The sequence below is a fragment of the Janthinobacterium sp. SUN137 genome (assembly GCF_030587265.1).
Taxonomy (GTDB): domain Bacteria; phylum Pseudomonadota; class Gammaproteobacteria; order Burkholderiales; family Burkholderiaceae_D; genus Janthinobacterium; species Janthinobacterium kumbetense.
Genome location: NZ_JAPWHZ010000007.1, coordinates 204,540 through 229,862 on the forward strand (window position 1 = coordinate 204,540; position 25,323 = coordinate 229,862).

Annotated in this window: 24 protein-coding genes; 10 read left to right on the plus strand and 14 right to left on the minus strand. The window is 62.9% G+C overall.

What is annotated here, in order from left to right; translation table 11 throughout:
* Positions 1-11: 11 nt before the first annotated feature.
* The 3 genes from yidC to O3298_RS28705 all read left to right on the plus strand — a co-directional run bounded on the left by yidC (position 12) and on the right by O3298_RS28705 (position 3,614).
* A complete protein-coding gene (gene yidC, locus O3298_RS28695; protein ID WP_077408891.1) occupies positions 12-1,742 on the plus strand; it encodes a membrane protein insertase YidC in 1,731 nt (576 codons plus the stop codon).
* Between the two features lie 183 nt (positions 1,743-1,925).
* The gene (gene mnmE / locus O3298_RS28700) at positions 1,926-3,305 is read left to right on the plus strand and encodes a tRNA uridine-5-carboxymethylaminomethyl(34) synthesis GTPase MnmE (RefSeq protein ID WP_289900489.1); all 1,380 of its coding nucleotides are present in this window, start codon (positions 1,926-1,928) and stop codon (positions 3,303-3,305) included.
* A 9-nt stretch (positions 3,306-3,314) separates the two neighbouring features.
* Entirely contained in the window at positions 3,315-3,614 is a 300-nt protein-coding gene (locus O3298_RS28705; RefSeq protein WP_305061149.1) for a hypothetical protein, read from the plus strand.
* A gap of 23 nt (positions 3,615-3,637) precedes the next feature.
* Here O3298_RS28705 and O3298_RS28710 read toward each other — a convergent pair whose 3' ends face one another.
* Positions 3,638-5,335 (minus strand): M1 family metallopeptidase, encoded by a 1,698-nt coding sequence (locus O3298_RS28710; protein ID WP_305061150.1) that lies wholly within the window; start codon positions 5,333-5,335, stop codon positions 3,638-3,640.
* Between the two features lie 179 nt (positions 5,336-5,514).
* Here O3298_RS28710 and O3298_RS28715 point away from each other — a divergent pair, with 179 nt between their 5' ends.
* Positions 5,515-5,715 (plus strand): hypothetical protein, encoded by a 201-nt coding sequence (locus O3298_RS28715; RefSeq protein WP_305061151.1) that lies wholly within the window; start codon positions 5,515-5,517, stop codon positions 5,713-5,715.
* 9 nt (positions 5,716-5,724) lie between these two features.
* Here the strand turns inward: O3298_RS28715 and O3298_RS28720 are convergent, their stop codons facing one another.
* Both O3298_RS28720 and O3298_RS28725 read right to left on the minus strand, forming a co-directional pair.
* Positions 5,725-6,360: an Hpt domain-containing protein gene (locus O3298_RS28720; protein WP_305061152.1), complete on the minus strand. Its 636-nt coding sequence runs from the start codon at positions 6,358-6,360 to the stop codon at positions 5,725-5,727.
* A gap of 108 nt (positions 6,361-6,468) precedes the next feature.
* Positions 6,469-7,422, minus strand: a complete 954-nt coding sequence (locus O3298_RS28725; RefSeq protein WP_369811645.1) for a CAP domain-containing protein — start codon at positions 7,420-7,422, stop codon at positions 6,469-6,471.
* A 269-nt stretch (positions 7,423-7,691) separates the two neighbouring features.
* Between O3298_RS28725 and pssA the strand changes: the two genes are divergently transcribed.
* A complete protein-coding gene (gene pssA, locus O3298_RS28730; protein ID WP_289907057.1) occupies positions 7,692-8,432 on the plus strand; it encodes a CDP-diacylglycerol--serine O-phosphatidyltransferase in 741 nt (246 codons plus the stop codon).
* Here the strand turns inward: pssA and O3298_RS28735 are convergent.
* Both O3298_RS28735 and O3298_RS28740 read right to left on the minus strand, forming a co-directional pair.
* Positions 8,429-9,355 (minus strand): aldo/keto reductase family oxidoreductase, encoded by a 927-nt coding sequence (locus O3298_RS28735; protein ID WP_251351656.1) that lies wholly within the window; start codon positions 9,353-9,355, stop codon positions 8,429-8,431. The two genes, pssA and O3298_RS28735, sit on opposite strands and share 4 nt — an antisense overlap.
* A gap of 56 nt (positions 9,356-9,411) precedes the next feature.
* Positions 9,412-9,975 (minus strand): TetR/AcrR family transcriptional regulator, encoded by a 564-nt coding sequence (locus O3298_RS28740; protein WP_305061153.1) that lies wholly within the window; start codon positions 9,973-9,975, stop codon positions 9,412-9,414.
* Between the two features lie 230 nt (positions 9,976-10,205).
* Between O3298_RS28740 and O3298_RS28745 the strand changes: the two genes are divergently transcribed.
* The 3 genes from O3298_RS28745 to O3298_RS28755 are packed head-to-tail and all read left to right on the plus strand — an operon-like array spanning position 10,206 to position 14,136.
* Positions 10,206-10,898, plus strand: coding sequence for a gluconate 2-dehydrogenase subunit 3 family protein (locus O3298_RS28745; protein ID WP_305061154.1), 693 nt, complete (start codon positions 10,206-10,208; stop codon positions 10,896-10,898).
* 38 nt (positions 10,899-10,936) lie between these two features.
* Positions 10,937-12,724: a GMC family oxidoreductase gene (locus tag O3298_RS28750; protein ID WP_257218818.1), complete on the plus strand. Its 1,788-nt coding sequence runs from the start codon at positions 10,937-10,939 to the stop codon at positions 12,722-12,724.
* 14 nt (positions 12,725-12,738) lie between these two features.
* Positions 12,739-14,136 (plus strand): cytochrome c, encoded by a 1,398-nt coding sequence (locus O3298_RS28755; RefSeq protein ID WP_305054732.1) that lies wholly within the window; start codon positions 12,739-12,741, stop codon positions 14,134-14,136.
* Between the two features lie 70 nt (positions 14,137-14,206).
* Here the strand turns inward: O3298_RS28755 and O3298_RS28760 are convergent, their stop codons facing one another.
* The 9 genes from O3298_RS28760 to O3298_RS28800 form a co-directional block, all read right to left on the minus strand.
* Positions 14,207-15,352 carry a D-alanyl-D-alanine carboxypeptidase family protein gene (locus O3298_RS28760; protein WP_251351651.1) on the minus strand — a complete coding sequence of 382 codons (1,146 nt, stop codon included), beginning with the start codon at positions 15,350-15,352 and terminating at the stop codon, positions 14,207-14,209.
* 114 nt (positions 15,353-15,466) lie between these two features.
* Entirely contained in the window at positions 15,467-16,120 is a 654-nt protein-coding gene (locus tag O3298_RS28765) for an alpha/beta hydrolase (RefSeq protein ID WP_305057616.1), read from the minus strand.
* A 35-nt stretch (positions 16,121-16,155) separates the two neighbouring features.
* Entirely contained in the window at positions 16,156-16,473 is a 318-nt protein-coding gene (locus tag O3298_RS28770; RefSeq protein WP_034781335.1) for a ferredoxin, read from the minus strand.
* Positions 16,474-16,513: 40 nt separating this feature from the next.
* Positions 16,514-17,701 (minus strand): VanZ family protein, encoded by a 1,188-nt coding sequence (locus O3298_RS28775; protein WP_305061155.1) that lies wholly within the window; start codon positions 17,699-17,701, stop codon positions 16,514-16,516.
* Positions 17,698-18,321, minus strand: a complete 624-nt coding sequence (locus O3298_RS28780) for an ABC-type transport auxiliary lipoprotein family protein (protein ID WP_305061156.1) — start codon at positions 18,319-18,321, stop codon at positions 17,698-17,700. Before O3298_RS28780 ends, O3298_RS28775 begins: the two co-directional genes overlap by 4 nt.
* Positions 18,322-18,333: 12 nt before the next feature.
* The gene (locus tag O3298_RS28785) at positions 18,334-19,293 is read right to left on the minus strand and encodes an MlaD family protein (RefSeq protein ID WP_099666176.1); all 960 of its coding nucleotides are present in this window, start codon (positions 19,291-19,293) and stop codon (positions 18,334-18,336) included.
* Entirely contained in the window at positions 19,293-20,186 is an 894-nt protein-coding gene (locus O3298_RS28790) for an ABC transporter ATP-binding protein (RefSeq protein ID WP_305061157.1), read from the minus strand. The genes O3298_RS28785 and O3298_RS28790 overlap by 1 nt, the downstream gene beginning before the upstream one ends.
* Positions 20,186-21,319 (minus strand): ABC transporter permease, encoded by a 1,134-nt coding sequence (locus O3298_RS28795; RefSeq protein ID WP_289906926.1) that lies wholly within the window; start codon positions 21,317-21,319, stop codon positions 20,186-20,188. Before O3298_RS28795 ends, O3298_RS28790 begins: the two co-directional genes overlap by 1 nt.
* A 57-nt stretch (positions 21,320-21,376) precedes the next feature.
* Positions 21,377-22,897: a B12-binding domain-containing radical SAM protein gene (locus tag O3298_RS28800; protein ID WP_305061158.1), complete on the minus strand. Its 1,521-nt coding sequence runs from the start codon at positions 22,895-22,897 to the stop codon at positions 21,377-21,379.
* A 134-nt stretch (positions 22,898-23,031) separates the two neighbouring features.
* Between O3298_RS28800 and O3298_RS28805 the strand changes: the two genes are divergently transcribed.
* A complete protein-coding gene (locus tag O3298_RS28805) occupies positions 23,032-24,648 on the plus strand; it encodes a DUF2138 family protein (protein WP_305061159.1) in 1,617 nt (538 codons plus the stop codon).
* A complete protein-coding gene (locus O3298_RS28810; RefSeq protein ID WP_305061160.1) occupies positions 24,645-25,319 on the plus strand; it encodes a DUF1175 family protein in 675 nt (224 codons plus the stop codon). The genes O3298_RS28805 and O3298_RS28810 overlap by 4 nt, the downstream gene beginning before the upstream one ends.
* The last annotated feature ends 4 nt before the right edge of the window (positions 25,320-25,323 follow it).

The window sequence follows — 25,323 nt, forward strand, 5'->3', positions numbered from 1 at the left end:
CAAATACCCTAATGGATATCAATAAACGTACCATCCTGTGGATCGTGTTTTCCGTCTCGCTGGTAATTCTCTGGAACGAATGGATGATCTCGAACGGCAAGCCGTCGATGTTCTCCGCGAACACGGAACAAACCGCCAAGGCGCCTGCGACCCCTGCCAAGACGGCTGCCTTGCCAGCCGCGGCAGGCGTGCCTGCCCTGCCGGGTGACGCTGTCGATCCCGCCGCGTTCAAGCGCGAAGTGATTACCATCACCACCGACGTCATCAAGGTCGATATCGACACCCTGGGTGGCCAGGTCAAGCGTCTGGAATTGCTGAAATTCAAGGGCGCGGGTAATCCGGGCTGGTTTGGCGGCTGCTTCGGCCTGTTCAAGGTATGCCAGCCGGACGACGGCAAGCAAAACGAAGTGCTGTTCGACGAAGGCGCGAACCACACTTACCTGGCGCAATCGGGCCTGGTCGGCGGTCCCTTCCCTACCCATGCGAGCGGTTTCACCGTGCAGCCTGGCGTGCGTACCCTGGCCGATGGCAAGCAAATTCAACTGGTAATGGAAGCGGTCGAAGGCGGCGTCAAGCTGACCAAGACGTTTACCTTCAAGCGCGGCGATTACGTCATCGACGTGCGCCATGACGTGTCCAACGTGGGCGCGGCCCCTGTCACGCCGCAGTTGTATCTGCAACTGACGCATGACGGCAACAAGCCGGTCGGCGACTCCTTCTTCAACAGCAGCTTCACGGGCCCGACCCTGTACACGCCGCAAGACAAGTACCAGAAGCTGACGTTCGAGAAAATCGAAAAAGCGGCCTTGGAAGACGAGAAGAAGGGCAACGACAACGCCATGAAGGGCCTGCACCCGGCGACGGCGAATGGCGGCTGGTTTGCGATTTCGCAACACTTCTTCGTGTCCGCTTTCGTTCCGCCTGAGAACGCCAAGCGCGACATCTTCACGAAGAAGGTCGGTCCCAACCTGTACGCCATCGGCAACGTGCTGCCCCTGCCTACCCTGGCGCCAGGCGCTTCGGCCAGCATGGACAGCAAGCTGTACTCGGGTCCGCAAATCGCGCACCTGCTGGAAAACGTCTCGCCTGGCCTGGAACTGGTCAAGGATTATGGCTGGCTGACCATCATCGCCAAGCCGATGTTCTGGGTCATGGAACAGATCCACAGCGTGCTGGGCAACTGGGGCTGGACCATCATCGCCTTCACGATCCTGATCAAGCTGCTGTTCTTCCCGCTGTCGGCCGCCGGCTACCGCAGCATGGCGAAGATGAAACTGGTCACGCCGAAGATGCAAGCGATCCGCGAACGCTTCAAGGGCGATCCGCAAAAGATGAACCAGGCCACGATGGAGCTGTACAAGACGGAAAAGATCAATCCGCTGGGCGGCTGCCTGCCGATCCTGATCCAGATGCCCGTCTTTATCGCCCTGTACTGGGTCTTGAACGCGTCCGTGGAAATCCGCGGCGCGCCATGGATCGGCTGGATTACCGACCTGGCCCAGCATGACCCATGGTGCATCTTGCCCGTGCTGTACGCGATCTCGATGTTCATCACGACCAAGCTGAACCCGGCCCCGGCCGATCCGATGCAAGCGAAGATGATGCTGTTCATGCCACTGGCATTCTCGGTGATGTTCTTCTTCTTCCCGTCGGGCTTGGTGCTCTACTGGGTCGTCAACAACGTCCTGTCGATCGGCCAGCAATGGGTGATCACCAAGAAATACGCGCCTGCCGTCAAGTAAGTCCGGCCAGCGAATCGAAAGCCCGCCTCGCGCGGGCTTTTTTTTGACATCCGACCAAATGGGTACGATGTCAAAAAAAGTGGGTTTTGGCGGTTTTCCACTGACCCCCTTCATGTGCACCCGGTTTGTCGCTGAAAATATCGCGGCTCCTGCAGCCTTCCCCGAATAATCTACAATATCCCCATGAAACTCGACTCTTCCCCTATCGCCGCCATCGCCACCGCTCCCGGGCGCGGCGGCATCGGCGTGGTACGCGCCTCCGGCAAAAATCTCGCCCCTTTGATGGCCGCCCTGTTCGGCGCGCAGCAACTGAAACCGCGCCACGCCACCTATTTGCCATTCACGGAAAGCGACGGCGCCATCATCGACCAGGGCATCGCCATCCATTTCAAGGGCCCGCATTCGTACACGGGCGAAGACGTGCTGGAATTGCAGGGCCACGGCGGCCCCGTGGTGCTGCAGCTGCTGCTGGCGCGCGTACTGGAAGCGGGCCGTGACAGCGGCTTGCGCCTGGCCGAACCGGGCGAATTCACGCGTCGCGCGTTTTTGAATGACAAGCTTGATCTGGCGCAAGCCGAAGCCGTGGCCGACCTGATCGACGCCTCCACGGAAGCGGCCGCCAAGTCCGCTTCGCAATCGCTGTCGGGCGCGTTTTCGAACACCATCCACGCGCTGGTCGAACAGGTGACGGGACTGCGCATGCTGGTCGAGGCGACCCTGGACTTCCCGGAAGAGGAAATCGACTTCCTGGAAAAATCGAATGCGCGCGGCCAATTGAAAGCCGTCATCGCAGCGTTGCATAAAGTGTTTGCGCAGGCGGCGCAGGGCGCGCTGCTGCGCGAAGGCCTCAATGTCGTGCTGGCGGGCCAGCCGAACGTGGGCAAATCATCGTTGCTGAACGCGCTGGCGGGCGCCGACGTGGCGATCGTCACGCCGATCGCCGGCACCACGCGCGACAAGGTCAGCGAAACCATCCAGATCGAAGGCATTCCGCTCAACATCATCGACACGGCCGGCATCCGCAGCGCGGGCGATACCATCGACGCCGTCGAGCGCATCGGCATCGAACGCACCTGGGGCGAGATCGGCAAGGCCGATGTGATCCTGCACTTGCTTGACGCAGATCATGGCCCCACCTTGGCCGATGAAACCATCGTCGCCGCCTTCCCCGAGGGCGTGCCGGTGGTGCGCGTGTGGAACAAGATCGACCTGTCGGGCCACAAGCCCAGCGTCGACAGCCTGCCCGACGCCACCCACGTGTATCTGTCCGCGCACGAGCACATCGGCATCGACTTGCTGCGTGCCGAGCTGCTGCGCATCGCCGGCTGGCAGCAGACGGGAGAATCGCTGTACCTGGCGCGCGAACGCCATTTGATCGCGCTCAAATCGGCCGGCAAGCACCTGGACATCGCCGCCGAACACGCGGCGCAGGACGACCAGTCGCTGGACCTGTTTGCGGAAGAACTGCGCCTGGCGCAGGTGCAGCTGTCGAGCATCACGGGCGAGTTTTCGCCTGACGATCTGCTGGGCGTGATCTTCAGCCGTTTCTGCATCGGCAAGTAAGGGCACACGATGAAAATGTTGATCGCTGCCGTACTGTGCTGTCTGCCCTTGCTGGTTCAGGCAGAGGAAAAGCTGCCGCGCGACGTGGTGCAGTTCATTGATCATGCGCAAATGTGCGAGCACTTTGCCGGCGAGTGGGATGACAATGACAAGGCGCGCCAGCGCGAGATCACGCAAGCCGTGGCTGCTTTTTGCGGCCAGGCGCAGCGGCAGTGGAAACGGCTGTCCGCCAAGTATGCAGGGCAGCCGAAGCTGGAAAAAGTCATTGCCGACAATGCCAATGACGCGGTGCGCAGTTTCCGGAAGTAACGGCCGCCCTGGCTTGCGGCGGCTCAGCTCTTCTTGCGCTTGGCTTGCTCTTCCCTGAATGTCTGGAAGGCTTCGATATGCTCGGCCCGCCGCAGCACGCGCGAGCGCGGGTCGAGCGTGTACGTGGCGCCAGCCGGCAGGGGCAGTTCGCCAAAGCCCAGCGCCATGGAAACGGTATGGATTTCCTTGCCGATACGCACTTCCACCGGCATCAGGAAGGCGAGGTCGGCAGGCGTCTTCCACAGCAGGCGCAGGGTGTCGCCGTCCCGCACGGCGGACAGCTCCGGCAGCGCGGCCTGGTACAGATAGGTCTGGAAGAACCAGTCGTAATTGCTGCCCGTGACTTTGTTGACGATGGCCATGAATTCCTGCGTGCTGCCATAGCGGGGCTGGAACTGGCCCGGCTGCGGCTGTTCCGTGCCGTAGACGAGCAGGCGCACGGCGCGGAAGAAGGCGTCGTCGCCGATCAGGCCGCGCAAGGTGTGCAGCACCAGCGCCCCTTTCACATAAATGTCGCCGCCCGGTCCGCCCTTTTTCAGGTCGTAGACCTCTTCCTCGCTTTTCGGCTTGCCCGAGACCATGGGCGCCTTGTTGACGATGCCGGCGCGCATTTGCTGCAACGCAGCAAAATATTCCTGCTCCCCCCGCAGATATTGCATGTACAGCGGTTGCATGTACGTGCCGAAACCTTCGTGCAGCCACATATCGTCCCAGTTGCTGTTGGTGAGCTGGTTGCCGAACCATTCATGCGCAAATTCATGCTGCAGCAGTTCGTCGTAGCCATAGCTGGTCTTGGCGAATTTGTTGCCATAGGCATTGATGGTCTGGTGCTCCATGCCCTTGTGCGGCGTTTCGGCGATGCCGACTTTTTCATCGCCAAACGGGTAGGGGCCGATGACGCTTTCAAAAAAATTGAGCATGGGCGGCAATTCCGCGAACAGGGCGCCCGCCTTGGCTTCGCTTTCCGGCAGATACCAGAATTGCAGGGGGATGCGGTTGCCGTAGCGGCTAGCATACTCGCCCTGCAGGCTGCGGTAGGGCGCCACGTTGAGGGCGATGCCATAGGTGCTCGGGTGCTTGGCGCGCCAGTGCCAGGTGCGCCAGCCGTCGGCCTCATCCATGCCAAGCGCGATGCCGTTGCCGGCCGCCACCAGCGGCGCCGGCACCTGGATGTGCTGGTCGATCAGCTGGGCCTTGCCCATCGGGTGGTCGATGCAGGGCCAGAACAGGTCGCAGCCTTCGCCTTGCACGGCGCTGGCGATCCACGGCGCGCCATCGGCCGTGCTCGACCACACCATGCCGCCATCCCACGGCGCCTTCACGGCGACGTGCGGCACGCCGTGGTAGACGACGCGGATGGTGGTGCGCGCGCCGGCCGCGAGGGTGGCCGGCAAGGTCATGCTCAGGCGCCCGTCCGGGTTGGCATAGTCTTGCGGCCGCAGCGCCTTGCCGTCGATCTCGATGGCATCGACGGGCAGGTTGCGGTCCAGGTCCAGCGCGAAGCGCGAGATCGGCTGCGTCGCCAGGAAGGTCAGGCGCGCGTCGCCGGCGATGCTGCGGCTGGCCGGGTCGATGCGCAAGGTCAGGTCGGCGTGTTCGAACACCACCGCCAATTGTTCCGGCGTGCGTTCGGCGCCCGAATTGAGGGTGTAGGCGGTGGGCGCCTGCGTGGCGCAGGCGCTGAGCAGCAAGCAGGAGAGCAGCAGGGGGATGTGTTTCATGGCAGGCGCGCAAGTGAACGGAACACCGATTGTAGTGTGAAGTGACAACGTTGTCGTTTGGAAATTTCAAGGCGCCGATGGGGCAAGCGTGGCCGCCGTTGAGAAATGTCATGGGCTTCAAACTGCGCTGACGTAATCTTGCTGAGCGGCCTTGAAGTGCCGCTAGGAAAGGAAGCGCCATGGACAGCAAACAGCCGGATGTCGTGGAATGCGGGGATGAGGTCGTGGCGCGACGATTGCCCGCCATGCCGGAATTGATCGCCACCTTGCCGCCGAAAGGCGCGTGCTGGTACTGCGACAAGCCGCTCGACGCCGTGCGCCGCTTTTGCGGCAAGAGCTGTGGCATGGCTTACGCGGAAGAGGCGCAATACCACCTTTGAGTTCGGTAATTAGCGGCGCCGCAGCAGCGCCGCCAGCGCGCCGTCGTAGTCGAACTCATGCGCGGCAGCCGCCACTTCCTGGTAGACGTGCACGCCCAGGCTGGCCGCCAGCAGGCTGGCCGAGTTTTCCAGGATGTCGATGGCCGCACCGTCGCCTTCGCGCAGGTGGCTGGCCAGGCGCGCCAGCAGCAGCTGGATGGCGGGCGCGGCCGGATCGGGCGCCACGTCCTGCGCCGCCGTGTGGGTGGCCTCCGGCGTGCCCAGCATGCTGCTGACCGCGCCCAGCAATTGATCCTGGGCCAGTTCCAGCTGCAGCATCTGGCGGGCCAGGTCGGGCGCCTGCGCGCGCAGTGCCGATTCCAGCGTCTCCGCCAGGCCGTGCACGTGGTGCGCGCCGATCATGCCGGCGGCACCCTTCAAGGTATGCGCCTTCATGCGCGCGGAGGCATAGTTGCCCGTGTCGAATTCGGCGCGGATCTGGCACGGCGTGGTGCCGTGGTCATGCAGGAAGCGGCGCAGGATTTTCAGGTACAGGATGCGGTCGCCCATGATGCGGCCCAGTCCGTTCTCGACATCGAGAATCCGGACCATGTCGGATGCCGCGAGGGCGGCATCATCATCGCAAGTGGCGTGTGGTTTCATCATGCCTGGTGTGCAGAGGGCCCCAAAACTTGTCAATTGCATTCACGCAATATCTATCATTTTACATCCAGTTGCCCTCGCTACTGCGTCCGCTTGGCAGACGCTGCCAGACTAACGCGTCGTGAATGACCAGCTGCGCGTGACGCTCGCGCCATTGACTTTGCCGATGAAACTCACGTCATAGGTGGTGGCCGCCAGCAGGGGGGCCAGCGGGATGATGGCGGCCACCGAGCGCGATGTATTGACGGCATCGGTTTCCTTGCTGAGCAGGCGTACCGCCAGGTCCGCGCCGGCGCCACGCTGGCGCACGGTGAATGTCGTCACGCTGAGGGTGGCGTCGAAATTCGCATGGACGCTGATGGGGTAGCCGACCACGTCCTGGTTGGGTACGGGATCGGGTTCCTCTTCATTGCTGGCGAAACTGGTGGCGACCTTGGTCTGTCCGTCGAACGGGTAGCTGACGATCTGGCCGGCCGGCAAGCCGGGACCGTAGCGGCTGTTGCCCGCCAGGTCGGTGGTGAAATACGCATAGCCGCTGTTGTTGACGGCCGCGCCGGCGCCGCCTTCCTTGAAGACCGGTTCAAAGATGAGGAAGCGGTGATACACGGCCGTGATCAGGTTTTCCGCCATGTAGAAACCGGAATTGGTCGACACGCCCGCGATGACTTCGCCCCAGACGGAAGTGACGCCATAGCCGGACGCGGTCAGGCGGTCATACAGTGTTTCGCCGGTAAAGCCGGGCTTGCCTTTGACTTGATTGTGCACCACCACATTATTGCTGTTCAGATAATTGGAGTGGCCGAGTGCCGCGTTGTCGATCTGGCTATTGCGCACCAGCGGCGCCAGGCCGATCTGGCCGCGCCGGTAATTGATCCAGTTGAAACCATCGGTGGCGATATTGTTGCTGAGGACGGGAGCGCCCGGCTCCTGTGTCAGCTGCCCGGCCTGGGTCGAGGTGTTCAGCGACGTCTTGCCGCCGTTATCGCCGCCGCCGCAGGCGCTCAGCAGGGCTGCACTCAGCAGGGCGGGTATCCAGTACTTCCAACGCAGTGACGAGACAATCAAGTTGACTCCTGTATAGGTAGGCGGGCAGCGGTGGGGGCCGGCGTGCTGCCCTGTGAAACGATTCTAAGGCATTTTTATATGCCGTAGAGCATCAATGACAAGATATGTCGCGTGCTCGTGCGCAGACGGTGCCGCAGCTGCGCAGGGTAGAATGAGCATAGTGCAGCGTTTGCCGCTGCGTTGCCTCATTTCCGCTACTTTGATTGCCCACAAATTTGAACACATTGCCCAAGTCGCGCCTGCAGCGCGCCAAATACGCCTTGCCCAGCATGGTGACTTTGCTTTCGATAGCCTGCGGTTTTGCCAGCATCGTCATCTCCGTCGATAACGCCGGTGTCGGCAACCCCGCCGATTACCGGCTGGCGGCCGCGCTGCTGGTGCTGGCCGGCGTGTTCGACGCGCTCGACGGCTACGTGGCGCGCCTGACGAACACCAGCTCGCAGTTCGGCGTGCAGCTCGATTCCATCGCCGACGTGATGAATTTCGGCTGCGCCCCGGCCGTATTGCTGTACTGCTATGGCTTCGTGCAGATGGGCGTGCACGATCCGCTGCTGCTGCGCTTTGGCGGCATGGCCAGCTTCTTCTTTGTCGCGTGCGGCGCCATGCGCCTGGCGCGCTTCAATGTGAACGTGGGACGGACGGATCCCCTGTATTTCGTCGGCATGCCGATCACGGCCGGGGCCGCGTGCGTGGCGGCCGTCGTGGTGGCCTGGCCGGCGCCCATCGATTCCATGCTGCACAGCTATCTGCTGATGCTATTGCTGGTGGGCGTGGGCAGCCTGATGGTGTCGACCTTGCGCTTCCCCAGCTCCAAGCAAAAGAAAAGCCTGGCCGCGCTGCTGGTGTTGATCGTCGCCGTCGCCCTGCTGGTGTGGCTGAAGACCAGCTTCTTCGCGCTGTTCTTCGCCGTCTACATCGGCGCCACCCTGGCGCTCAACCTGGCGTGGCACCTGGGCTGGCGGGGTATTGCGTTGCCGCAAGTCTTCAACGACCCGGACGAGATAGACTAAGCCACCTCGTGCCCGCGCGCGGCGCGCAGGATGGCGAACCAGTCGCTGCGGCTGAGCGCAAATTGCGTGCCCTCCACGGCCACGCCGACGGCTTCGATGCGGCCCGTGCCCGTCAGCGGCAGGGGGCGGCATGGCAGTTGCATGATCCAGGCGAATACCACGCTGGCAAACGGACGCTGCAGTTCATCCGCGATTTGCTTGATGACATTGCGCAAGTTCTCCACATTCGCATCGCCGCCCTGGAACAGCCGTCCGCCCGCCAGCGGCGACCAGATCATCGGCGCTACGCCCACGTCCTGCAAGCCGTCGAAGGTTTCATCGAACAGCGGCGTCACGTGCAGCGGCGAAAATTCCACCTGGTTCGTCACCAGCGGGAAGCGCCGGTGCAGGCATTCGAACTGGTGGCGGCTGAAATTCGACACGCCAAAGTGCAAGACCTTGCCCGCCGCTTTCAATTGCGTGAAGGCGCCGGCGATCTCGTCGAAATCCATCAGCGGGTCGGGGCGGTGGATCAGCAGCAAGTCCAGGCGGTCCGTCTGCAACTGGCGCAAGGTGTGTTCCACGGAACTGGTGATGTGCGCCGCGCTCGTGTCGTAATGCTGGATGGCATGGCCGGGACGGTGCGGCGACAGCAGCTTGATGCCGCATTTGCTGACCAGCTCCATCTTGTCGCGCAAGCCCGGCTGCAGGGCCAGCGCTTCGCCGAACAGGCCTTCGGCGCTGTAATCGCCATAGATGTCGGCATGGTCGAAGCTCGATACGCCCAGCGCCAGGCATTGCTCGATGAAGGCCAGGCGTTGCTGCGCAGACATATTCCACTCGCCGATGCGCCACATGCCGGCGACGATGCGCGACAGTTCGGGACCGTTGCTGCTCAAACGGCTGCGCGGCGCTTGCAGGCTGGCGGGAAATACATGGCTCATGGGCTGGCTTTCTGATGGTGGCGTAAGGGGACTCGCCACGATTATAGCCAGCTAATCTAGAGCATGCTGCGGATAAAGCGGCAACACCGCTCCTGCAAGGCCGCATCGAGCTGGCCGCCCAGCTGCATCTGGTACACGAGCGCCGATTGCAGCATGAAGGCGAACAGGCGCAGGTCGAGGTCGGCGCGCACGCCGATGTTGAGCAGGCGCTGCACCACCAGGCTGATCCACGGCGCGACGATCTGCTCGCGAAAGCGCAGCTGCGCCGCCGCATCGTTGTGGATCAGCACCAATAAATCGCAGGTGAAGCGGCCGTCGGCGTTCAGGTTGTCGAAGATGCGCGCGCAGATCGCCTCGATTTCCTGGCCGTCCGGCATGTCGAACGCGCGCTGCAGCTTTTCTGCCGTGCGCTTGACGAGCGCGTCGAGCAGCATGTCTTCGCGGCGCGGCCAGCGCCGGTAGATCGTCTGGCGCCCCACGCCGGCAGCGTCGGCCACCATCTGTATCGTCACCGCGTCGAGCCCATGCAGGCGCACCAGCATGACGATCGCTTCCAATACCGCATCTTCCACGCCCGCCTTGCGCGGGCGGCCACGCGCCACTGCCTCTTTTTTGATCACGTCTAACCTGTCTCTGAATGTTTCTTTTAATTATGGTACGATGCGCACCGTAAATGCAAAGCAACTGCTTGTCAATCATCCTGATCAATTAACCGACAGGCAGGTACGCCGCGCCGCGATACTCCAGTCATCTCTACGTGAAATCTGCACTCTCCGCGGCGCGTGTCCGCATTTTCTTTCTGACTCCCACATCCATCACTGTGGCGGCTCGTGCCGCCTGAGGAAAACCTATGAAAATCATCGGGATTTCGCCCCATCGGCGTAACTTCCTGCGCAAGGCCGTCGGCGCCGCGCCTGCCGTGGCCTTGCTGGCCGGCGCCGGCGGCGGCCTGGCCATGGCCGTCTCCAAGGACCAGCCTGCCTACAAACCGCGCTTTTTCGACGCCACCGAATGGGCCACCCTGACGGCGCTGGTCGACCGCCTGATCCCCGCCGACGGCGAAGGGCCGGGCGCGCTGGAATCGGGCGCGCATGAATTCATCGATGCGCAGATGAACACGCCCTACGCGTATGGCGCGCTGTGGTACATGCAGGGGCCGTTCGTGCCGTCGATCGAACAGTTCGGCTACCAGTTCCACATGGCGCCGCGCGAGCTGTACAAGAGCGCCCTGGCCGGCGTCAACGCAGCCATCCATAAACAGTCGGGCAAGCCTTTCGTGCAGCTGAACGGGGCCGAGCGCGACGCCGTCATCACGCAATTGCAAAAGGGAACGTTGGACATCGGCGAAGTGCCGGCCAAGGTCTTCTTTAATCAATTGCTGCAAAACACGCGCGAAGGTTACTTTTGCGATCCCGTGCACGGCGGCAACAAGGACATGCTGGCCTGGAAGATGGTCGGTTTCCCCGGCGCGCGCGCCGACTACATGGATTGGGTGGAACAGTATGGCAAGAAATACCCGCTGCCCCCTGTTTCTATCGCATAAGACTTTTTGTAGCAGATCAAAGAAAAAGAAAAACCATCATGAGTGATATCAAACCAGATGTAAAAATGAAGCCTGTCGATGCCGTGATTGTCGGCTTCGGCTGGACCGGCGCCATCATGGCCAAGGAATTGACGGAAGCGGGCCTGAACGTGGTCGCGCTGGAACGCGGCGAGTACCGCGACACCTATCCCGACGGCGCCTATCCGAAGACCCTCGACGAGCTGACCTACATCCAGCGCAGCAAGCTGTTCCAGGACATGTCGAAAAGCACGTTCACCTTCCGCCACAGCATCACGGGCGTGGCCGTGCCTTACCGCCAGATCGGCGCCTTCAAGCCCGGCACGGGCGTGGGCGGCGCGGGCTTGCACTGGTCGGGCATGCACTGGCGCGTCTTGCCGGAAGAGCTGCAGATCCGCAGCCATTACGAACGCCGCTACGGCAAGAAATTCATCCCCGAAGGCATGACGATCCAGGACTTTGGCGTGACTTACGCCGAGCTGGAGCCGCACTTCGATTTTGTGGAAAAAGTCTTCGGCACCTCGGGCCAGGCATATAAGGTCAACGGCATCGTCGTCGGCGACGGCAATGTGTTCGAGGGCGACCGCTCCGACAATTACGCGCTGGCGCCGCAAAAAGTGCCATACACGGCCGAGCTGTTCCGCCGCGCGGCCAAGGCCGTCGGCTACCACCCGTTCGTCAACGCTTCGTCGAACGCGTCCGGCCCGTACACGAACCCGTACGGCTGCCAGATGGGACCGTGCAACTTCTGCGGTTTCTGCTCCGGCTACGCCTGCTACAACTATTCCAAGGCTTCGCCCAACGTCAACATCATGCCGGCCCTGCGCATGGTGGCCAACTTCGAATTGCGCGCCAACTGCAACGTCGTGCGCATCAACCTCGACGGCAGCAAAAAACGCGCGACGGGCGTGACCTACATCAATGCGGATGGCAAGGCCGTCGAGCAGCCGGCCGACCTGGTCATCGCCAGCGCCTTTGCCTACAACAATGCGCATCTGTTCCTGCTGTCGGGCATTGGCAAGCCGTATGACCCCGTCAGCAATGAAGGCGTGGTGGGACGCAACATCGCCTACCAGATGATGTCCACCATCCAGACCTTCTTCAAGGAAGACACGAACACGAACCCCTTCATCGGCGCCGGCGGCACCGGCGTCGCGCTCGACGACTGGAATGGCGACAACTTCGACCATGGCCCGCTGGGCTTTGTGGGCGGCTCTCCCGCCTGGTGCAACCCGGCCGGCTCCAAGCCGATTTCCGGCATCGCCACGCCGGACGGCACGCCCGCCTGGGGTTCGGCCTGGAAAAAGGCCGTCAAAAAGAGCTACCTGAACACGGTCTCCTTCGACTGCCACGGCGCCAACATGACGTATCGCGACTGCTATGTCGACCTGGACCCCACCTACACGGACAAGTATGGCCAGCAATTGCTGCGCTTTACCTTCGACTGGAAGGAAAACGACATCAAGATGAGCCGTTTCGTCACGGACAAGATGATGAAGGTGGCCGAGGCCATGAATCCGGAAGCTATCAAGGTCTCCGTCAAGAACGTGGGCGACCACCTCGACTTGCGCAACTACCAGACCACCCACTGGGCGGGCGGCACGGCCATGGGCGCGGACCGCAAGACCAGCGTCGTCAACCGCTACCTGCAGAGCTGGGACGTGCACAACGTGTTTGCCGTCGGCTCCAGCGTGTTCCCGGTCGGCATCGGCTACAACCCGACTGGCCTCGCTTGCGCGCTGACCTACTGGTCGGCCAAGGCCATCCGCGAGCAATACCTGAAAGATCCCCGTCCCCTGGTCGCTTGATAAAGAACAAGAAGATGAACAACACATTCACCCATACCGTGGGCGCGCTGCTGCTGGCGCTCGCCTCCGGCACTGCCTGGTCCGCCACCACGGCCGCTGCCACCACTCCGAACGCCCAGCTGATACGCCAGGGCGAATACCTGGCCCGCGCGGGCGATTGCATCGCCTGTCATACGGCCGGCACGAAAGGCCGTCCGTTCGCGGGCGGCCTGGGCATGGAAACGCCGATCGGCAAGGTGTATTCGACCAACATCACGCCGGACAAGAAGGCCGGCATCGGCGACTGGAGCTTTGCCGATTTCGACAAGCTGATGCGCACGGGCGTGACCAAGCACGGCTATACCGTGTATCCGGCCATGCCGTATCCGTCGTACTCGCGCCTGAGCGAGGCGGACATGCAGGCGCTGTACGCCTACTTCATGCATGGCGTGAAGGCGGACCCGACGCCGAACAAGGCGGCCGACATCCCGTGGCCATTGTCGATGCGTTTCCCCTTGACCATCTGGCGCTGGGCCTTCGCTCCCACGCCGCAGCCGTATAAAACGCCGGTCACGGGCGACGCGCAGTTGCTGCGCGGCGCCTACCTGGTGCAGGGCCTGGGCCACTGCGGCGCCTGCCATACGGCGCGCGGCGTGGGCATGCAGGAAAAATCGCTGACGGACGAGGGCAATACCACCTTCCTGGCGGGCGGCGGCGTGATCGACGGCTGGTCCGTGCCCTCGCTGCGCAATGAACACGGCGGCGGTTTGGCGCGCTGGAGCGCGGCGGAGATCGCCGAATTCCTCAAAACGGGCCGCAACAGCCATACGGCCTCGTTCGGCGCCATGAACGACGTGGTGGCCCATTCCATGCAGCACATGACGGATGGCGACCTGGCGGCCATGGCGAAATACCTGAAATCGTTGCCGCCATCGAATCCGGCCACGCCCGCCTTCGTGGCCGATGACAAGCTGGGCAAGCAATTGTTCAGCGGCATCGTCAATTCCACGGGCGCGCAGCTGTACCTGGACCGTTGCGCCGGTTGCCACCGTTCCGACGGCAAGGGCTACGACAAGGCTTTCCCTGCGCTGGCCGGCAATGCCGTGCTGCAGACGAACGATCCCACGTCGGCCATCAATATCGTGCTGTCGGGCGGCGCCGTGCCCGCCACGCGCACGGCGCCGTCGGCGCTGACGATGGCGCCGTATGCCGACATCTTCAACGATGAGCAGACTGCCCAGGTGGTGACCTTCATCCAGACCAGCTGGGGCAACCGCGGCACGCCCGTGACGGCGGCGCAGGTGGCCAAGGTGCGCAAGGTGTCCGTGCCGGTGGAGCCATCGCAGACGGAAGCGACATTTGCGGCAGGCCGCCACGGCACCTTCCCGCCCGTGGCGCGCCAGCCGCACTTGAAGGATGCGCCGACGAAGTAATTGACGTAACGCAAGACGAAAAAAATGCCCGCAGCATCTGCGGGCATTTTTTATGGGGAACGCTGACTGCTTATTTCAACCACAGGCGCATCGAATCCCAGGCGCGGCCGAAGATCGTGGCTTGATTGATGGTTTCCAGCGCAACGACCGGCAGTTCCAGCAAGACCTTGTCGTCGACCATCATTTTCAGCTTGCCGACAGGCGCGTTTTCAGCCAGTGGCGCGACCAGCGGGTCCTTGCGTTCCAGCACAGGTTTCATCTTGGCAGCCGTGCCTTTTGGTACGGTGACGAGCACATCGCGGGCGAAACCGATTTTCACGGTGCCTTTCGAACCCTTCCACACTTCCGGCGTGGCCACGGCCTGGCCTTTCGAGTACAGCTTGACCGTATCGAAGTTCTGGAAGCCCCAGTTCAGCAGCTTCTGGCTTTCCTGCGTGCGGGCCTGGTCCGACGTGGTGCCCAGCACCACGGAGATCAGGCGGCGCTCGCCCGTGCCGCCTGGACGGCGGGCCGAGGCGATCATGCAATAGCCGGCCGCTTCCGTGTGGCCCGTCTTCATGCCGTCCACGGTTGGGTCCAGCCACAGCAGGCGGTTGCGGTTAGGCTGGGTGATCTTGTTGTACGTAAAGCTTTTCACGGAATCGATTTTGTAGAATTCCGGGTAGTCGGCGATCACGCGCTTGGCCAGCACGGACAGGTCTTGTGCTGTGGAATAGTTATCTGGGCTAGGCAAGCCATGCGGATTGGCAAAACGCGTGTTTTTCAGACCCATGCGTTGCGCTTCGCGGTTCATCAGCACGACGAAGGTGCCTTCATCGCCGGCCACGGCTTCAGCCAGGGCCACGGCGGCATCGTTACCCGATTGAATCATCAGGCCATGCAGCAAGTCGTCGATCGACACGGGCGTGGCCGGGTCGATGAACATCTTCGAGCTGCTCGAATCGACTTTCCAGGCACGCACGGACACATTCACTTTTTGGTCCAGCGCCAGTTTCTTTTCGCGGATGGCGGCAAACGTCAGGTAAGCCGTCATGATCTTGGTCAACGAAGCCGGCTCGATGCGCGCGTCCGGATCTTGCGAAGCAATGATCTGGCCGCTGGTGGCGTCAAGCAACAGCCAGGACTTGGCGGCGATGGTCGGGGCTGGAACGCTCTGGGCGTAGGCGGCGGAAAAGAAAAATACACTGGAGGCCAGTGCCGCTAAAAGTTTTTTCATGGGGCTGGTCTGCGAGAAAAAGATGAAGGCTGAGGGCCATGCTGTTGCTACCTGCATGGCCGCGTGGAAAAAACGGATCAATTATAGCCGTGCAGGCGCTAGTAAGCCCACACTTCAATGATCATCTGCTGCTATTGCGGGTTTGTCACCATGCCACAGGGCAATCACGAGGTTCTTGATGTGATTGAGCTTGCGGTGGAAAAAGTGGTCGGCGCCGGGGATCACGATCACGGGAATGTCTTGTGGACGGGCCCAGTCGAAGACGGCGGACAAGGGAATCGTGTCGTCCAGTTCGCCGTGGATCAGGATGGTGTCGGCGGGAATGTCCGCCATGGCCCACTTGCCGGCCGCGCTGCCGATCAGCGCCAGGCGCTCGGCGGGCGTGCCGGCGGCGGCCAGGCGTTCCTGCAGTTTCGATTGCACGAAGGTGCCGAACGAGAAACCGGACAAGGCCACGGGCAAGCCCGGATACAGGCCGCGCATGTGTTCATACAGCAATTGCATGTCGTCCGTCTCGCCCACGCCATGGTCGTGCACGCCTTCGGACGCGCCGACGCCGCGGAAGTTGATGCGCGCCACCACGTAACCGAGCGCGACAAACGCGCGCGCCAGGGTTTGCGTGACCTTGTTATCCATCGTGCCGCCGTATAGCGGATGCGGGTGGGCAACAAGGGCGATGCCGCGCGGGGTGTCTGCCGGGAAATCGAGCAAGCCTTCCATGCTGCCTGCATGGCCGGCGAGGGTAAATTTTTCCGAGTTTCTGTTCATGATGCTCATACTGGTGGGTATCTCTTAAATTGGCATTAAATCTTGAGGCGTTCGACAATTTTGCCGCCTACCAGGTGCGTATCGATGATTTCATCGATATCGCTGGTGTCGACATAGGTGTACCAGGTCGCTTCCGGGTAGATCACCAGCAGCGGGCCTTCCTCGCAGCGGTCCATGCAGCCGGCCTGGTTGATGCGGATCTTGCCCGCGCCATTCATGTCGAGCTCCTTGATGCGGCGCTTGCAATGCTTTTGCGCCGCTTCCGCGCCATGGTCGCCGCAGCTGTTGCGGCCGTCTTCACGTTTATTCATGCAGAAAAAAACGTGGCGTTCAAAATACGGTGCGTCGCTCATACTATTCTCCTGCTGATTCATCAATGCGCCATGATAACGCTTATGGGTGGTCTTCGCGACGCTGGCGCTGCGCGTCTTCCTGCCGGTTCAGGCGGTGCGAGGGCAGGCACAGGAACCACAGGGCCATGAACGGCCACAGCAAGGCGAGGAATTGCGCCGCGCCATTGAAGTTGAGGAACTTGCCTTGTACCCAACCTTGCAAGGTCGACATGAAATACGGGTTGATCGGCGTCGTATTCACCATTACCAGGCTCAGCAGCAAGGTGGCGGCCGCGATGCGGCGTTGCGCCACGTGGGGCGCGAACGCCAGGCCGCCCAGCATGATCAGGCCGATCAGGAAACCGCCCTGGGCGCCCGGCGTGATCCAGACGAAGGCGTTTTCCGGCGAAAACAGCAGCGCGCTGGCCATCGAGCGCACGGTCAGGGCGGCGGCGATGAGGATCAGCATCAGCACGGCGCGGGGCGCGGCGCGGCGCAGCAGGCACAGCAAGGTGAGCACGGCGCCCGTCATGCCGCAGGCCGTGATGATGGTTTCTGAAAGCCAATATTGCTCGACAGTCAATATCACGTCGGGCCGCAGATAGGTGGCCAGGTCGATCTCCATGCCCGCCAGGCGCGACAGCCAGTCCGACAGGATGGGCAGCAGCTGGCCCAGGCCGAACAGATAGCCTTGCGGATAGATTTGCGCCAGCGGCCACAGGGCCACCAGCACCAGGCCCTGGCTGGCGTGCTGGGCAAACCAGCGCTGGCGCAGGCGGTACAAATGGCTATGGTCGAGCAGCTTGCGCGCCGTCAAGGCGCCGATGAGGGAACCGATGAAGCAGCCGGCCGAGTTCGTATAAAAGTCCAGGTTCGACGAGACGCGGCTGGGCAAATAGGTTTGCACGGCTTCCATGCTGCCGGAAATCAACACGCCGCACAGGCTGGCGACGATGACGGCAAAGAAACCTGTGATCCTTGGAAACAGCGAATACACGATCAAGGCGCCCAGCGGGATGTAGCCGACGACGTTGATGCCCACGTCGAAGCCCGTCCAGTAACGGGGCATGCGCGTGTTTTCCAGGAACGTCAGCGGCGACAAGCCATTGCTGTGCCAACCCGTGAATGGAAACCAGCTGGCGTACACAATCAGGAAGACGTAGGCGAGCAGGGTCGCGCGCGACACGGGCGAGGAGCGGACGGGCGGCAGTGGTGCCGCCGGACTGGCGGAAGAAGCTGGCGCCGTCATTCTTTCGGGATGGTCAGCGTGCCCAGCCAGGTCAGCAGGTCGGCGGCGATGGCGTCCGAGGCCGCCGCCAGCGCCTGCGCGCCCCCTTGCGCGTCGGCGCTGCTTGCCGGGCCGCTGCGGCTGAAGGTTTTCTGGTCGATCAGGCGGTGGCCGCGGAACAGCGAGGCGCGCAGCGACACGTGGCCGCTGCTCTGCGTCTGCGTATCGAAGTTTTGCGAAAAATCATCGACGTCGATGCGCAGCAGGGGCATGCCGGCGGCCGCGTCCGTGGTCGACAGCACTTTCACGCCGCTTTGCGCCACGCGCGTCTTCAGGCGCTGGCTCAGCAATTGCAGCGGCGGCGTGTTCCAGCGGTTGTAGGCGTACGGCCGCGATTGCTGCGCGTCGGCGTACAGCAAGCGGTAATACATGCGCTGGCTGTCCAGCCAGGATGGGCCGTTGGCGTCGGCGATCACCAGCACGGGCACGGCGGGCGCGGCCGGTTGTACTGCCGCCGCCTGCGGCGCCGGCGGGCCAAAGTCATAGAAAGTGGGGACGGGGCCGCGGCTGGCGCAGCCGCCGAGCAACAATGCCGTGGCCAGGGTCAGCACGCTGACAGGGGAAAAGCGGGGGAAGTTCATCGTGCAATCTCCTTATTTGCCCGGCGCCGAAAAACCGGGCTCGCCCGGGCCGGGCGGAATGTCTGGGGCGCCGAACAAGATGCTCTGCGGCTGTTCATTGAGCGTGCTCATGGTGGTTTTCAGGGCGCGCATCGAGGAACGCGCCTCGCCGCTCAGCTCGATTACCTGCGGCAAGACTTCCAGCGATACGCCATTGGCCACCGTTTCCACGGAATTGCCGACCCGGTCGACCGTGCCATTGACTTTCTCGAGCACGCCGCCGGGCGCCTGGATATCGTTGCCCAGCTTTTTCCACGTGGCCGTCAAGTCCGACACGTTCTTGCTGGCCGTACTGACGGCCGTCAAGGTTTGGCGCGTTTGTTCCGTCAACTGCGGCAATTGCGTCAAGGTCGGTTCCAGCTGCTGGGGAATGGCGCCGAAGGCCTTGGCCGCCTTGCCCACTTCGTTGAAGGCGCCCAGCATGGCCGCCTGGTTGTCGGGGCTGAGCAGGTTGTTCACCTTGTTGGTGATCTGTTCGGCCTGGTCGAGGATGCGCTTGCCGCGCTTTTCCAGCTGGTCGAGCAAGCCCGCGCGCAGGGGAATCAGCGAGGGCTTGTCCTTGCTGGTGCCCAGCAGTGTCGAGCCCACGTGCTCGTCGTCGAGCTGGATGTAGGCGATACCCGTTACGCCCTGGTAGCCCAGGGTGGCAAAGGTGGTGTTGGTGACGGGGGTGTCCGGCGCCACGCTGATGTGCACGAGGATTTGCCCCGCTTTTTGCGTGTCGAAGTCGATGGCGTCCACCTTGCCCACTTCCAGGCCCCGGTAGCGCACGGTCGCCTGCGGATTGAGGCCCGGCACGGACAGGGTGGTGGCGAGCAGGTACGGCACCCGTTCCACGCGGTCGCGGTTGAACCAGACGCCGAACAGGATGGCGGCCACCAGCAGGGTGAGTGTAAAAAATCCCGTCATCAGGGCATGTGATCTGTTTTCCATTACTTCTCCGCTTTCTTGTCTGTGCCGGCGTCGTCGCCCAGCTGCGCCGCCTTGCCGGCCGCCTGTTTCTCGTCGAGGACGGCCAGCGCGCGCTTGCCGCGGTCGCCGAGGAAAAATTGCTTGATGAACGGGTGGTCGACTTCGATCACCTCGCGCGTGGGGCCGATGGCGATCACGTGTTTTTCCGCCAGCACGGCGATGCGCGTGGACAGGGCGAACAAAGTGTCGAGGTCATGCGTGACCATCACCACCGTCAAGCCCAGTTCGCGGTGCAGCGACTGGATCAGGGACACGAAACTTTCCGACAGGTCCGGATCCAGGCCGGCCGTCGGTTCGTCGAGGAACAGCAGCTTCGGTTCCAGCGCCAAGGCGCGGGCCAGGGCCACGCGCTTGATCATGCCGCCCGACAAGTCCGACGGCATTTTCAGCGCATGTTCCGGGCCCAGGCCCACCATATTCATCTTCAATAGTACCGCGTCGTGCACCAGCGCCTCGGGCAGCACGCGCAATTCGCGCATCGGCTGGGCCACGTTGTCGAACACGGTCAGGGCCGAATACAGGGCGCCTTGCTGGAACAGCATGCCCCAGTGGTTGCGCAACTGCTGCAACTGGTCGGAACTTGCCTGGTTGATATCTTCGCCAAAGACTTTGACGCAGCCGCGCGCCGGATGTTCCAGGCCCAGCATCTGGCGCAGCAGCACAGTCTTGCCCGTGCCGGAGCCGCCCACGATGGAAAGGATCTCGCCCCGTTCGATTTCCAGGTTCAAGTCCTGGTGCACGACGGTGCGGCCGAACTTGGTCCACAGATTGGTGATTTCCACCACGGGCGCGTCGCCATGCAGGTTGAACTGGCCTTCCTTGCCCGTGCCGCAAGCGATATCGTTGTCCGCCATCAGTAGCCCACTCCATTGAAGACGATGGCGAACACGGCGTCGGCCAGGATCACCACGGTGATGGCCGTGACGACGGCGGTGGTGGTGCCGCGCCCCAGGCTTTCCGTGTTGGCCTTGATGCGCAGGCCGAAGTGGCACGAGACCAGCGCGATCAGCATGCCGAAAATCACGCCCTTGCCCAGGCCGATCATGTAATTGGCCAGCGGCACGGCATCCGGCAGCTTCTGGATGAAGTAGCGCGCCGACAGGTTCAGTTCCACCTTGGCCGCCACCATGCCGCCGATCAGCGCGGCCGTATCCGTCCAGATGACGAGCAGAGGCATGGAAATGGCCAGGGCCAGCACTTTCGGCATGATCAGGCGGAAACCGTGCGAAATGCCCATCACCAGCATGGCGTCGAGCTCTTCCGTGACGCGCATGACGCCCAGCTGGGCCGTGATGGACGAACCGGAGCGGCCCGCCACGAGGATGGCGGCCAACAATGGCCCCAGTTCGCGGATGACGCTCATGCCCAGCAGGTTGACCAGGTAAATGTCGCCGCCAAAGGCGCGCAGTTGCTGCGCGGACAGATAGGACAGCACGACACCGATCAGGAAGCCGACGAGGGCCGTGATGCCCAGCGCCTGGAAGCCCGCATGGAAGATATTGGCGGAAATTTCACGCCACGGCCCGCGCATGGGATGGCGCGCAAAGCGGCCGATATCCTGCGTGACCTGGCCTACGAGGGCGATAAAACCCTTCAAATGTTGGAAAAACAGCAAAATAGCCATGCCCAGCTTCATCACGGGCGTGAGGCGGTTGGCGCGCGAGGGCGGCGTTTCCAGCGGCCCCGTTTCCTCGATGCGCCGGAAAAACTCTTCCTGCGACGGCGCCAGGGTCAGTTGCGCGGGACGCCGCTTGCCCCAGGCATTCCAGAACAGCTGGGCGCCGATATGGTCCATGCTGTCGATGGCGGACAGGTCCCATTGCGCCTTCGCATCGCCCTGCAAGGGCTTGAGCTGGGCCTCGATGGCCTTGATCGCATTGTCATGCGCCAGCGCGTGCACCTGCCAGGTGCCGCTGGCAGTGACAAGGGCTCCCTGTTGGGAGCTGGTCTGGGAGAGGGTCAGTTTCGGCGATTGTACAGTCGGCATCGTGCCAGTTTAAGGGAGAATGGCGCAGACCGCCACCGCTGTTCAATCGCCGGCCCCTCAGGACGCCAGGTGGCGCGCCTGCCGCTGCGGCAGGGCGACGTCCGGGCGCACCTTGGCATTGCTAGTACTCACTTCGGCTGGCTTGGCGTGCGCGGCCGCCTGCGCGCCGCCCGCATAGTCGCTAGCCACGAGGGCATTGGCTTCAAGCGCGCTCATGCCGCGCGTCTGCAGCCATTGCGCCACCAGCTTGGCCAGGCGCTCCATGGCGATGCGGTGCGTGGCGTCCGTGTGGGCGTACAGCCAGTTCGAAAAGTCCATGAAGTTTTCAAACGGCGCATCGCCCAGCATCCATTGCACCGTATTGGCGAAGCGGCCCGAGTTGGCCACCAGGTCCCAGTAGCGGGCGAAGCGCACGAGGCGCTGCATGCTCATGAAATCGAGCTGTTTGTTCGCCAGGATGGTGTACGGCGGGTGCGGGTCGAACACCATGCCATAGTTTTCCGTATGGCGGATGATGGGCGTGCCGCGCAGCCGTTTTAATATGCCGAACTGGATTTCATGCGGTTTCAAGGCCACCAGCTTGTTGAAGCCGGCCGCGAAGCTCGCTTCATCCTCGCCCGGCAAGCCGGCGATCAAGTCCACGTGCAAATGGGCGTTCGATTCTTCGCACAGCCAGCGGATGTTGTCGGCCGCCTTTTGATTGTCCTGCTTGCGGCTGACCAGCGATTGCACGTCCGGATTGAAACTCTGGATGCCGATCTCGAACTGCAGCGCGCCGGGCGGGAACTTGCTGATGCCTTCCTTCAAGGCGTCGGGCAAGTGGTCGGGCACCAGCTCGAAGTGGGCGTAGATCGGATCGTCCGGATTCGTCTCGATCTTGTCCAGGAAGAACTGCATGATCTTCAGGCTGGTCTTGATGTTCAGGTTGAAGGTGCGGTCGACGAACTTGAACAGGCGCGCGCCGCGTGCATGCAGGGACTCCATCTCGGCCAGGAAGTTCTCCAGTGCGAAGGGCCAGGCCGTCTTGTCCAGCGCCGACAGGCAGAATTCGCACTTGAACGGGCAGCCGCGCGACGCTTCCACGTAAATCGTGCGGTGGCGGATATCGTCGTCTGTATACAAGGAGTAGGGCAGTTGCAGTTCCGCCAGCGGGGCTTGCACGCCTGCGTGGATCTTCATCAGCGGCTTCGGCCCGTGGAGGATCTCGCCGCACAGCTTGGGGAAGGTGACGTCGCCCCAGCCCGTGATCAGGTAGTCGGCCAGCTTGACGATCTCTTGCTCGCCCGCCTCATGCGACACTTCCGGCCCGCCCAGCACGATGATGACCTCGGGCGCCACGCGCTTGAGCATGGCCACCAGCTTCGTTGTTTCCTCGACGTTCCATATATACACGCCAAAACCGATGATGCGCGGCTTGTTGACGAGGATGCGCTCGACCAGTTCCGTGGTTTTCGTGCCGATGACGAATTCCTGCAGCCGCGTCTGCGCTTGCAGCGGCCCCATATTGGCCAGCAAATAGCGCAATCCCAGCGAGGCGTGGGTGTAGCGGGCGTTCAGGGTGGAGAGCAGGATGGTCATGGGAGGCGATTGAAACGGCGAAACCGCTATTTTACGCTGTCGCGTCAGCTGTGCGCTGCGGCCACAAATGCCATGTTACCATTTGTCAATAATTACTAACTTGTCAATGCTGCGGCGGGTAAAAGGGATATACGGTGCTGGCGAAAAAAGTACTCAATAAGAAAGTTCTGCTCGGGGCGCTGGCTGGCGTGGCCGTGGTGGCTGCCGCGCTGGTCGGTTACCGGGTCTTCGGCTGGGGCATGCTGGGGCCGGTCAACGGCCTGAAGCTGGACTTGTCCAGGCCCGACGCGCTGGTCCGCACGAAAAGCCTGTCGACCTTGCCGCGCGACTTGCTGACGGTGCCGCTGGCGCGCGACGTGCTGCGCGAGGATTTCCTGTTCTATTACGAGCAGAGCGAAGACCGGCTGGGGCTCAAGGGCAGCTTGCGCCGCATCGCCTACGAACATGAACTGGGCTGGGGCGACCAGCTGCTGCGCATGGTGCTGGACCAGCCCGCGGAAGTGGCCCTGTGGCGCGACGCCGACGGCTCGCTCAAGCATTTCGCCATTGCCGTGTCGCGCAACCAGCTGACGCGCCTGCTGGAGGAAGCGGGCAAGATCGCCTTGAAGGATACGCAAATGCGTGTGGCCGGCAGTTTGCGCGTCGATGGCGGCCAGGTGCCCGTGTATGCGCTCAATTACGCCTACCAGCGCACCTTGCTGTTTGCCGCGCACGGCCAGCGCCTGGTTATCCTGTCCCATCCCGGCATGCTGTATGGCGGCAGCGACGGCAAGAGCGGCGATGGAACGGCCGAGAAAACCGTGGCCAGCCTGCTGGCGCCGGAGGCTGCCAAACAGAACGTCTTTCATGCGCAATTCCATCTCGACGGCGCCGCGCCCGAGGGCCACAGCATCGCCGTCAAGGCGGATTTCCTGTCGTTCGGCTACCAGCCCTTCTTTGGCGCGCTCGAAGCGCTGCGCTTCGATTTTCAACAGGGCGCCTGGCAGTCCAAGGTGCTGCTCAATGCCGACAAACTGAAAAACGGCGGCTATGACAGCAGCGCCCTGTGGCCCGTGCTGCCGCACAGTCCCAGCGCCTGCTTCAGCGTGCCGGTGGACTGGACCGCACTGCAACCGGTGCTCAAGCGCCTGGGGAGCAAGACTTCCGAGCCGGTGGTGCCGCTGGCCTGGCACTTGCAAGGGCCGGCCGCCGCCTGCTGGTACGGCACTTCGCGCCTGCATACGCCGGTGTTTGTCGCCACGCGCAGCGCGCAGGCCGGGGATGACGCTGCATATGGCAGCCTGTTCGAGGCGGCCATCGGCGGCAAGGACCCCGTGCGCAGGACGACCGGCAAGGATGCTAAAGGTGGGTTCGTACGCTGGGAGCGCAGCGTCGCCACGGCACTGGGCCAGTCCACGCCGGCGCTGGCCGTGGCCGGCAATATGGTTGTCTTCTCGGCCGACGGCAAGCTGGTGGACCAGGTGCTGGCCGTGCGCCGCAAGCAGGCGCCGGCGGCCAGCGACCTGCTGCCCGATGGCGCGCATACCATCGGCCTGATCGCCCCGGCATCGCTGGCCCGGCTGATCCAGCTGGAAGCCTTCGATACCCTGCCGGCGAATAACGAACCGGTACTGCGCGCGGCCGCCAACGAACACCTGGTGCCGCGCCTGAACGCCTTGAAAAAATATCCGCCGCTGCGCATGGTGCTCAAGCGGCAGCCAGCCAGCGGCACCGCATGGGAAGCGCTGGAATGGCAGGAGACTGCGCGATGACGGTGTGGTACGCGCGCCGCGCCACCTTGCGCTGGCTCGCGGCTTGCGCCGCCACCGTGGCTGCGCCCCGGGCGTGGGCCCTGCGCGCGGCCGCCGATCCGCAAGTGCAGCTGTCGCAAGCCCAGAGCCGCGCCTTCCAGGCCTGGATGTTGCGCATTGTCAATGTGCAGATCGAACGGGGGCCGTCGCCGCGCTGGACGCACCGCGATTGCGCAGGCCTCGTGCGCTTTGCCGTCAATGAGGCGCTCACCGTGCATGACGCGAAATGGCTGCGTGCGAACGGCATCGCCAGCGACCGGCGCCTGCCGCCCGAACTGGGATTGAGCGGGGCCCAGGCGGCCTTGCGCAACCGCTGGGTGCAGACGGATGGCACGGTCGGCCACTTCGTCACGGCGCTGGCGCTGGTGCAGCACAACAGCCGTTTCATCGCCCGCGAAATCAGCCAGGCGCTGCCCGGCGACCTGCTGTTTTTCGACCAGGGCGATGAACAGCACCTGATGGTCTGGATGGGGGCGCGCATCGCCTACCACACCGGCACCGTCACCCCCGACGACAATGGTCTGCGGACCGTCGATATCAAAGAACTTACGAGCTGGAAGGACACGCGGTGGCAACCTGTGGTCAACAATCCGAATTTCGCCGGTGTGTTCCGGCTGGCGTTCCTGTCATGAAGCT